This window comes from Pseudomonas sp. R76, from assembly GCF_009834565.1.
In the GTDB taxonomy this organism is placed as follows: domain Bacteria; phylum Pseudomonadota; class Gammaproteobacteria; order Pseudomonadales; family Pseudomonadaceae; genus Aquipseudomonas.
The window spans coordinates 5,855,531-5,865,988 of sequence record NZ_CP019428.1 but is presented as its reverse complement, the minus strand read 5'-3'; the positions used below and the strand labels follow the sequence as shown (position 1 = coordinate 5,865,988).

8 protein-coding genes are annotated in these 10,458 nt (G+C 60.2%); 3 read left to right on the top strand and 5 right to left on the bottom strand.

Annotated features, from left to right (window positions below; translation table 11 throughout):
• Position 1: 1 nt before the first annotated feature.
• A complete protein-coding gene (gene ettA / locus PspR76_RS26510) occupies positions 2-1,666 on the top strand; it encodes an energy-dependent translational throttle protein EttA (RefSeq protein WP_053137900.1) in 1,665 nt (554 codons plus the stop codon).
• A 339-nt stretch (positions 1,667-2,005) separates the two neighbouring features.
• On the top strand, positions 2,006-3,343 hold the full coding sequence (gene gdhA / locus PspR76_RS26505; RefSeq protein ID WP_159960014.1) for an NADP-specific glutamate dehydrogenase: 1,338 nt from the start codon (positions 2,006-2,008) through the stop codon (positions 3,341-3,343).
• Here the strand turns inward: gdhA and PspR76_RS26500 are convergent.
• From PspR76_RS26500 to PspR76_RS26480, 5 genes are all read right to left on the bottom strand, one after another.
• Positions 3,340-3,828: a GreA/GreB family elongation factor gene (locus PspR76_RS26500; RefSeq protein WP_159960012.1), complete on the bottom strand. Its 489-nt coding sequence runs from the start codon at positions 3,826-3,828 to the stop codon at positions 3,340-3,342. The genes gdhA and PspR76_RS26500 overlap by 4 nt on opposite strands.
• A 78-nt stretch (positions 3,829-3,906) precedes the next feature.
• The gene (locus PspR76_RS26495) at positions 3,907-4,263 is read right to left on the bottom strand and encodes a hypothetical protein (protein WP_159960010.1); all 357 of its coding nucleotides are present in this window, start codon (positions 4,261-4,263) and stop codon (positions 3,907-3,909) included.
• 222 nt (positions 4,264-4,485) lie between these two features.
• Positions 4,486-4,791 (bottom strand): chorismate mutase, encoded by a 306-nt coding sequence (locus PspR76_RS26490; protein WP_159960008.1) that lies wholly within the window; start codon positions 4,789-4,791, stop codon positions 4,486-4,488.
• 396 nt (positions 4,792-5,187) lie between these two features.
• Complete coding sequence (locus tag PspR76_RS26485; protein WP_159960006.1) at positions 5,188-7,041, bottom strand: Lnb N-terminal periplasmic domain-containing protein; 1,854 nt, start codon at positions 7,039-7,041, stop codon at positions 5,188-5,190.
• Between the two features lie 90 nt (positions 7,042-7,131).
• Positions 7,132-7,620 carry a DUF3015 domain-containing protein gene (locus PspR76_RS26480; RefSeq protein WP_016973832.1) on the bottom strand — a complete coding sequence of 163 codons (489 nt, stop codon included), beginning with the start codon at positions 7,618-7,620 and terminating at the stop codon, positions 7,132-7,134.
• A gap of 281 nt (positions 7,621-7,901) precedes the next feature.
• On the opposite strand from PspR76_RS26480, the gene PspR76_RS26475 reads away from it, so the two are divergent.
• A complete protein-coding gene (locus PspR76_RS26475) occupies positions 7,902-10,340 on the top strand; it encodes a Lon protease family protein (protein WP_159960004.1) in 2,439 nt (812 codons plus the stop codon).
• Positions 10,341-10,458: the final 118 nt, after the last annotated feature.

Genomic DNA, 10,458 nt, shown 5'->3' with positions numbered 1-10,458 from the left:
CATGGCTCAATACGTCTTCACCATGCATCGGCTGGGAAAAGTTGTTCCGCCGAAGCGGGAAATCCTGAAAAACATTTCGCTGTCCTTCTTCCCCGGCGCCAAGATCGGCGTGCTCGGCCTCAACGGTTCGGGTAAGTCCACGCTGCTGAAAATCATGGCTGGCGTCGACACCGAGTTCGAAGGCGAAGCCCGCCCGATGCCGGAACTGAACATCGGCTACCTGCCGCAAGAGCCGATCCTGGACCCGACCAAGACCGTGCGTGAAGTGGTCGAAGAGGCTGTCAGCGTCATCAAGGACGCCCAGGCGCGCCTGGACGAGGTCTACGCTGCCTACGCCGAACCGGATGCCGACTTCGACAAGCTGGCCGCCGAACAGGCCAAGCTCGAAGCCATCTTGCAGGCCGGCGACGGTCACAACCTGGAGCGCCAACTGGAAGTCGCCGCCGATGCGCTGCGCCTGCCGGCGTGGGACGCCAAGGTCGAATTCCTCTCCGGTGGTGAAAAACGTCGGGTGGCCCTGTGCCGCCTGCTGCTGTCGGCCCCCGACATGCTGCTGCTCGACGAACCAACCAACCACTTGGACGCCGATTCCGTCGCCTGGCTGGAACACTTCCTTCACGATTTCCCGGGCACCGTGGTTGCGATCACGCACGACCGGTACTTCCTGGACAACGTTGCCGGCTGGATCCTCGAGCTCGACCGTGGCGCCGGTATCCCTTACGAGGGCAACTACTCCGGTTGGCTGGAAGCCAAGTCCGACCGTCTGGCCGCTGAATCCAAGCAGCAATCGGCCCACGAAAAAGCCATGAAGGAAGAACTGGAGTGGGTGCGCAAAGGCGCCAAGGCCCGCCAGTCCAAATCCAAGGCACGTCTGCAACGCTTCGAAGAAATGCAGTCGCAGGAATTCCAGAAGCGCAGCGAAACCAACGAGATCTACATCCCGGCCGGCCCACGCCTGGGTGACAAGGTCATCGAGTTCAAGAACGTCACCAAAGGCTATGGCGATCGCGTGTTGATCGACAACCTGTCGTTCTCGATGCCAAAAGGCGCGATCGTCGGCGTTATCGGCGGTAACGGTGCGGGTAAATCCACCCTGTTCCGCATGCTGATGGGCAAGGAAACCCCGGATTCGGGCACCATCGAAGTCGGCGAAACCGTGCAGCTTGCTTGCGTTGATCAGAGCCGCGAAGACCTGGACGGCAGCAAGACTGTGTTCCAGCAAATCTCCGACGGTTCCGATCAGATTCGCATCGGTAACTATGAAATCCCGTCGCGTACCTACGTCGGCCGTTTCAACTTCAAAGGCGGCGATCAGCAGAAGTTCGTCAAGGACCTGTCCGGTGGTGAGCGCGGTCGCTTGCACCTGGCCCTGACCTTGAAAGAAGGCGGCAACGTGTTGCTGCTCGACGAACCGTCCAACGACCTCGACGTTGAAACCCTGCGTTCCCTGGAAGAAGCCCTGCTGGACTTCCCGGGCGCCGCCATTGTGATCTCTCACGATCGGTGGTTCCTTGACCGCGTCGCGACCCACATCCTGGCGTACGAAGACGACTCGCAAGCGGTGTTCTTCGAAGGTAACTACACCGAGTACGAAGCGGACCGTAAAAAGCGCTTGGGCGAAGCAGCAGCCCAGCCGCATCGTGTACGGCACAAAAAACTGGCCTGATTTGGGTTGGTTGGAAAGAGCGGAGCCTTCGGGCTCCGTTTTTTTTTGCGTGTGATTCAGGTGGACCGAGGTGAATTCATCGCAGGCAAGCCAGCTCCCACCTGTTGATTTGTGAACACATGTCAAATATGGGAGCTGGCTTGCCTGCGATAGCGTTTTAACTGCTGGTGCATTCCCTCAGTTGAAATCCCTTTTCTGGTGCAAATAAGCACAGTTATTTATATCCAATGCACCATTTAAATTCACAAAGGCGACATTTTGCGCTTTTCAGGTGCAACATGAATTGCTAAGGTCCGGCTCAATCTCCCTTAAAAACAATCAATTTGCCGAGACGTTTCCATGATCGAATCTGTCGAATCCTTCCTTTCCCGCCTCAAGAAACGCGACCCCGACCAGCCGGAATTCCACCAGGCCGTAGAAGAAGTCCTGCGCAGCCTGTGGCCGTTTCTTGAAGCCAACCCGCACTACCTGAGCTCGGGCATTCTGGAGCGCATCTGCGAGCCGGAACGCGCGATTACCTTTCGGGTGTCGTGGGTGGATGATCACGGCAAGGTCCAGGTCAATCGTGGCTTCCGTATCCAGATGAACAGCGCCATCGGCCCCTACAAAGGCGGCCTGCGCTTTCACCCGTCGGTGAACCTGGGCGTGCTGAAATTCCTCGCCTTCGAACAGACCTTCAAGAACTCCCTCACCTCGCTGCCCATGGGCGGCGGCAAAGGCGGCTCGGACTTCGACCCCAAGGGCAAGAGCGACGCCGAAGTGATGCGTTTCTGCCAGGCGTTCATGAGTGAGCTGTACCGCCACATCGGCGCCGACGTGGACGTGCCGGCCGGCGATATCGGCGTGGGCGCGCGTGAAATCGGCTTCCTGTTTGGCCAGTACAAGCGCCTCAGCAACCAGTTCACCTCGGTGCTGACCGGCAAAGGCATGACCTACGGCGGCAGCCTGATCCGCCCCGAGGCCACGGGTTTCGGCTGTGTGTATTTCGCCGAAGAAATGCTCAAGCGCAACGGCCAGCGAGTTGAAGGCAAGCGCGTGGCGGTCTCCGGCTCCGGTAACGTCGCGCAATACGCGGCGCGCAAAGTCATGGACCTGGGCGGCAAAGTGATTTCCCTGTCCGACTCCGAAGGCACCCTGTACGCCGAAAGCGGTTTGACCGAGGAGCAATGGTCGGCGCTGCTGGAGCTGAAAAACGTACAGCGCGGGCGCATCAGTGAATTGGCTTCCCGTTACGGGCTGGAATTTCGCGCCGGTAAAATGCCCTGGGAGCTGGCCTGCGACATCGCCCTGCCCTGTGCGACCCAGAACGAACTCGACAGCGAGGCCGCCCGCACGCTGTTGCGCAACGGCTGTATGTGCGTCGCCGAAGGCGCCAACATGCCGACCACGTTGGAGGCTGTGGATATCTTCATCGAGGCGGGCATTCTGTTCGCGCCGGGCAAAGCCTCCAATGCGGGCGGCGTGGCCGTAAGTGGCCTGGAGATGTCGCAGAACGCCATGCGCCTGCTGTGGACAGCAGGCGAAGTCGACAGCAAATTGCACGCAATCATGCAGTCGATCCACCACGCGTGCGTACACTACGGCGAAGAAAATGGCCGGGTCAATTACGTGAAGGGCGCGAACATCGCGGGCTTTGTGAAAGTCGCCGACGCGATGCTGGCCCAGGGCATCGTCTAAGCCTCGGGCTCCACGCGCAGCACTTCGATCAACTGATCGCCGACGGGGCGCTTCCACAGCACCTCGTCGCCGACCTCGGCGCCCAGCAATGCACGGCCCAGCGGCGAACCCCAGTTGATCAGGTTGGCGCTGGCGTCGGCCTGGTCTTCACCGACCAATTGAATGCGCTGCTGTTCGTCCTGTTCGTTGGCAAAAGTCACCCAGCTGCCGATCTGCACTTTTTCGGTTGAGGTCGCTGGCGCCACCACTTGGGCGCTTTGCACCCGCTGGTTGAAGTAGCGCAAATCCCGCTCAAGATCCGCCTGACGCTGCTTGTCGTCCTTGGCGGACTCGACGCTGTATTCGTGCTGCAACTGCGCGACCTTGGCCTGCAATTGCGCCAACCCTTGCGCAGTCAGGTGATTGGGTTGCTCACTGACCTGACGCTCCACCGGTTGATCGGCCTGGGCGGCGGCGTTGTCTTCGTTAACAAAAGCTCGGCTCATGACATTCTCCTTCAATGGAGTTTGGGCCATGGTCGCCGCGCGATCGTTCCCCCGGGGACCGTGGGAACGATCAGAGACCTATTGCGAGCGATAAGCCCTGGCGGCGTCGCGGTCCTTCTCCTGTTGCCAAGCCCGCTCACGCTCGTCCCAGTGGTTGTCCTTGTAGTCGCGCAACTCTTCGTTCTCGCGCATCGCCTTGCACTGGCGAAAGCCATCTTCCCAGCCTTCGGCGTACTCGCGATCCTTCAGATAGCGCGGCACGTTCTTGCGAAACTCCCCGCTGATCACTCCAGCAGCCTGACGACCGCTGCTGCAACCGTCATCAAAGCCATCGGCAAAGGCCGGTGGATAACCTTTGGCCAGTAACTCCTGATGGGTTGATTGGCAACCCGCCAACCACACTACCGCGCACAGCATTACCGCAGACCGCCACATGGCGTACTCCCTGGCCGTTTCACGGCTGATGAAAGGAGTCTAGTCAGGGAATTGTCGGGGAGGCGTGAAAGCGAGGTGAGAAAGGTGTTGGGTTAAAGGGCCATCAACGATGCTCGTTCCCACGCTCTGCGTGGGAATGCAGCCAAGGACGCTCTGCGTCCGCTTTAAGGTCGTGACGCGGAGCGTCACAGGATGCGTGCCCACGCGGAGCGTGGGAACGATCTAATCCGTGGCTAAGCTCGCCAGCGCAGCATGCTCTGCCAATTCCTGCTCAATAAACGCCGCAATCATCGCGCGATACACCTGCTCAGTCACTTCAGGGTTGGCACCCACCGCCTCGGATAAACCCCGCACCTTGGCGATCACCTGTTCAACCCGTTGTGGCGCCTTGACGCCATCGGTGTCTTTTTTGAAGCGCGCTGCTTGGGAGACAAAGCGGCCGCGTTCTGCCAGCAGGGTGACGATTTGTTGGTCGAGGCGGTCGATGTTGTCGCGGACTTCTTCGAGCGTGGTGCAGTTAACAGCCATGTTGATGGAGCTCCTGATTGGGCGGGCAATGGGATGCATCTGACTATACGCGAGGCAAAAATGTGGGAGCGGGCTTGCTCGCGAAGGCGGTGGGTCAGTCAATACATCATTGCCTGGACGACCGCTATCGCGGGCAAGCCCGGCTCCCACATTTGAACGGTGGCGGGCACAGTTCAAATGTGGCCAGGCACAAACCAGTGTGGGAGCTGGCTTGCCTGCGAAGGCGGTGGGGCTGCTGGAAATCAGTGACTGATACACCGGCACTGATCGTTCCCACGCTCTGCGTGGGAATGCCGCCGTGGACGCTCTGCGTCCGATTTCAAGGTCGTGACGCGGAGCGTCACAGGGTGCATTCCCACGCGGAGCGTGGGAATGATCATCTTTGTATCGTTTTGATCAGTAGTGATACCACTTCACTTCAAGCATCACTTCATTCACCGGCGTAGACAAATGGCTGTACTCGCGCTGGGCGCTCAGGCGTAGCCCGAGGTTGCGCGACAACTCCCACTGCTGGTTCAAGCTGACACTGCGCCGCACTTCGCCATTGGTGAAGAAGTCGCCCTTGGCTTCCAGGCTCAAATTCCCCAGCGGGTTTTTCCACAGCACACCGGTGTTGAAGCCGGCAGCCGGGGAGATGGCTTCACTGAAGTCGTTGTTGTGTTCCACGCGCACGGTGCCGAGGGCGAAGCCGAGCATGTCGTCGGTGAGTTGCCAGGTGCCACCGGCGCCGCCGTTGACGTGAGCCACCAGGGTTTCGTCGTCGTGTTTGCCCGGCACGCGTTCCAGGCCGCCGGTCACTTGCCATGACCACGGTTGCAACAGCGCATTACGCGGGGTCAGGGAGCGGATGGTGGCCAGGTCCAGTTGTTGCAGTTGCCAGTGGTTGCCTTCGTACTGGCGCAGTTTCATTTGCAGGATTTCAATCTGCGCGCCCAGCGGGAAGCCTTCGGCGTTGTCGTTGAGGTCGTGGTAGGCCATGCGCAGGCCGTACTCGCCGAAGGTTTTGCTGCCGCGGGTGCCGATGCCGGCTTGCCAGGTGCGCGATTCATGGCCGTCTTCCGGCAAGCCGGGGCGTTCGATCTGCAGGTGGGGCGCAGGGTTCTGGTTAATTGCGCGCAGCAGTTCGAAGCTGCGTTGCGAGCGCTCGGTGTCGCGCTCCAGGCCGTTGGCGCGGTAGCGGCCAAGACGATAAGCCGCGTCGATGATCAGCGCCTGGCGCTCGCGCGGCAGGGCTTTGAAGGCCGGCTCCTGCAATTGCTTCTGGTCATCGCTGATTTTCAGCACCCATTGCTGCTCATCGCCATCCAACGGCTTGGCGCGTTCAAGCAGCTCGCGTTCACGGGACGGGCGATAGTCGATTTTCTCCACCAGGCCAGCTTCTTTCACCGCTTTCACGGTGTCGGTCGGGATGGCTGTCAGTGGGAATTGCTCGGTCAGGCGCAGGCTCGGGCGCGCCACTTGCAGCAGTTCAAGCAGGCGGTAGGAGCAGTTTTCGTCGAAGAAGAAGTAGTCGAACTGGATCTGCTTGAGCTCCCACACGTGCTCGACCATGCGCTCGGTCTCGACTTGGGTGAGATTCAGGCGGTATTCCCACAGGTCGCGGTTCTCGAGGCTACGGTATTCCGAGAGTTTTTCCTGATACGGCACCAGCGCGAACAGGCCGGGGTAGCCGCCCATCAGGCCTTTCCAGGCGTAGAGAATGCTGTTGTCGGAGCCTTCAATGTAGGCGCCGAAGTTGATCGCGTAGCTGAGCAGGGCGGTCTTGTCTCTCTGCACGTCAGCCTGGTCGATGCGCAGCAGGGTGTGGCCGAACATCGACGACGGGCTGTTGAGGTAGGCCGCCGGGAAGATCATCACCGCGCTATGGGGCGCGACGTCCTTGAACCATTGCTTGAATTCTTTGCAGTCCACGGCGGGCAGGTCGGTCAGCTGCAGCTGATCCTTGAGCCAGCGGGTGCGTGCGGGGTAAACGCATTGGGCGTGTTTTTCACCGAGGCTGGCGGGGGCATACAGCGCGTCTACGGTGGCTTTCAGTTCCTGGTCCGGATGGTGTGCGCCATCGGCGGCGAGGAAGAATTTCTTGTCGCTGACATAGCTGCGCCAGCCTTTGAGCTTGCCGGCTTCGTAATGGCCCAAAGACAGCCAGAACGGATCGTTGGCCAATTGCTGCAAACGTTGATCATCAATATGCGGGGCCGCATACAGCGGGGCGCAGGCGAAGAGTGCCAACCAGGCAAAGCGTTTGAGCATAGGGGCAACTTAAGTCGGAAATAGTGAGACCCAAAGGGGAGGCGGGTCCAAAATAAAACCCGCGCCTCGAAAGGCGCGGGCGGGTCGAGCTTAAGCCTGGGTAGCGTATTTCGCCAGGCGGGCATCACTTTTCAGTACAGCCAGGGTGTTGTTGTGCACGTCGTCAGCGGTCACGTCAGCTTTGCTGAAGATCTGCTGGAAGTGCTCGTGAGTCACGGCAGCGAAGTGCTCGCGATCTTCCGGTGCAACGCCCAGTACCACCGCGTAGGTGGTCAGTGCTTCGCCGTTGCCTTTGGCCATGTCTTCGGACAGCTCGTTCATCATGCCATTCATGGCAATCCAGGACTTGCCGCCGTAGGTCAGGGCGCTGTTGGTGCTGCAACCGTTGGTGCCCGAGGTCATGCCGAAGGTGGCGTTACCGGAGGTACCGTTGGTGGTGGAAGCGAGGAAGTGCGCAGGAGTACCGCGCTGGCCTTCGAACAACATGTTGCCCCAACCGCAGTTCGGGCCACCGGGTGCTTCAGCCATTGCATTGAGGGAGACGACGGTGAAGAGAGTACCAAGAAGGATCCGTTTCATAGCTTTGTTCTCTTTGTGTGCAAAACCAATGGACAAGGGTTCAGGCACTTCATAGCGCCCTAGGGGCCAGTTATTAGTCCAACCAGCGCAGTTTGGAGTTTAGGCACGTTCCAGGGGTTCCGTGATTTTTTATAAAACAAACAGTGTTTTTGCAAACAGCCGCCGCGATTTTTTTGTAAGACCCATCCCCTGGCTATGCTTTCCCAAAGTCGCGCCTTGCCAGAGCGCGTAACCGGGAGCCAGAATGCCGTCATCTGCCCCGCCTGATGTAAGGAAGCCCGATGCCTGATCCTGTTGCTGCCAGCTTGCGTCTAGCGCCCGAAGCGCTGACTCGCCCTTTCTCCGCTGAACAGTTCAGCTTCTCGACCACCAATGATTTGGAGCCCTTTCGCGGTGTGCTTGGCCAGGAACGTGCGGTTGAAGCCTTGCAGTTCGGTGTGGCCATGCCACGCCCCGGTTACAACGTGTTTGTCATGGGCGAGCCGGGAACCGGCCGCTTTTCGTTCGTAAAACGCTACCTGAAGGCCGAAGGCAAACGCCTGCAGACCCCGGCGGACTGGGTCTACGTGAATAACTTTGATGAGCCGCGCGAGCCGCGTGCCCTGGAATTACCGGGCGGCGGCGCGGCGGCGTTCATCGCCGATATCAACGCTTTGGTCGATAACCTCGTCGCCACCTTCCCGGCGGTGTTCGAACACCCGACTTATCAACAGCGCAAAAGCGCCATCGACCGTGCCTTCAACCAGCGTTACGACAAGGCCTTGGACGTGATCGAACGCCTGGCCCTGGAAAAAGACGTGGCGCTGTACCGCGACAGCTCCAACATCGCGTTCACGCCGATGCTCGACGGCAAGGCGCTGGACGAAGCGGAGTTTTCGCAACTGCCGGAAGCTGATCGCGAGCGCTTCCACACGGATATTTCCGAGCTGGAAGAACGCCTCAACGAAGAATTGGCCAGCCTGCCGCAGTGGAAGCGCGAGTCGAACAACCAACTGCGCCAATTCAACGAAGAAACCATCACCCTGGCCCTGCAGCCTTTGCTGGCGCCGCTGTCGGAAAAGTACGCGGAAAACGCCGCCGTCTGCGGTTACCTGCAAGCCATGCAGGTGTACCTGCTCAAAACCGTGGTCGAGCAATTGGTAGATGACGCCAAGACCGACGCCCAGGCGCGCAAGCTGCTCGAAGAGCAATACTGCCCGAGCCTGGTGGTCGGCCATCCGGTCAACGGCGGCGCGCCCGTGGTGTTTGAGCCGCACCCGACTTACGACAACCTGTTCGGCCGTATTGAATACAGCACCGACCAGGGCGCGCTGTACACCACCTACCGCCAACTGCGCCCGGGCGCTTTGCACCGTGCCAATGGCGGTTTCCTGATCCTGGAAGCCGAAAAAATGCTCGGCGAGCCGTTTGTGTGGGACGCCCTCAAGCGTTCCCTGCAGTCGCGCAAGCTGAAGATGGAATCGCCGCTGGGCGAGCTGGGTCGCTTGGCCACCGTGACGCTTAACCCGCAAATGATCCCGTTGCAGGTCAAGGTGATCATCATCGGTTCGCGCCAGCTGTACTACGCGTTGCAAGACGCCGATCCGGACTTCCAGGAGATGTTCCGCGTACTGGTGGATTTCGACGAAGACATCCCGATGGTGGACGAGAGCCTGGAGCAGTTCGCCCAGTTGCTCAAAACCCGCACCTCGGAAGAAGGCATGGCGCCGCTGACGTCGGACGCGGTCGCGCGGCTGGCGACTTACAGTGCGCGTTTGGCTGAACACCAGGGGCGTTTGTCGGCGCGCATCGGCGACCTGTTTCAACTGGTCAGCGAGGCGGACTTTATCCGCCACCTGGCGGGCGATGAGATGACCGATGCCGGCCATATCGAACGCGCGCTCAAGGCCAAGGCCACGCGCACGGGTCGCGTATCGGCGCGGATTCTCGACGACATGCTCGCCGGGGTGATCCTGATTGATACCGCCGGTGCGGCGGTCGGCAAGTGCAACGGGCTGACGGTGCTGGAGGTGGGGGATTCGGCGTTCGGCGTGCCGGCACGGATTTCCGCCACGGTATACCCGGGCGGCAGCGGCATTGTCGACATCGAGCGTGAAGTTAACCTCGGCCAGCCGATCCACTCCAAGGGTGTGATGATCCTCACCGGTTACCTCGGTAGCCGCTACGCCCAGGAATTCCCGTTGGCGATTTCGGCGAGTATCGCGCTGGAGCAGTCCTACGGGTACGTGGACGGCGACAGTGCATCCCTGGGCGAGGCATGCACCTTGATTTCGGCCTTGTCGAAGACGCCGCTCAAGCAGTGCTTTGCCATCACCGGCTCGATCAACCAGTTCGGTGAAGTGCAGGCGGTGGGCGGGGTCAACGAGAAGATCGAAGGCTTCTTCCGCCTCTGCGAAGCGCGCGGGTTGACCGGTGAGCAAGGCGCGATCATTCCGCAGGCCAACGTCGCCACGCTGATGCTCGACGAGAAGGTGCTGCAGGCCGTGCGTGACGGGCAGTTCCACATCTATGCCGTGCGTCAGGCGGATGAGGCGTTGAGCTTGTTGGTCGGTGAGCCTGCGGGTGAGCCGGACGAAGAAGGGCAATTCCCCGAAGGCAGCGTGAATGCGCGCGTGGTTGAGCGTTTGCGCGCGATTGCCGAGATGATCAGCGAGGATGATCTGAAGGAGGCCGAGAAGGAGTTGGCGCAGCAGGCGTTGGCCGAGGCCAAGCCAACCTGATCTTGTGGGAGCTGGCTTGCCTGCGATAGCGGTGGGTGAGCCAGCAGTGTCGGCTATGAGTCAGTCATCGCAGGCAAGCCAGCTCCCACATTGAATCGACTGTGTTTCGTCACAAAAT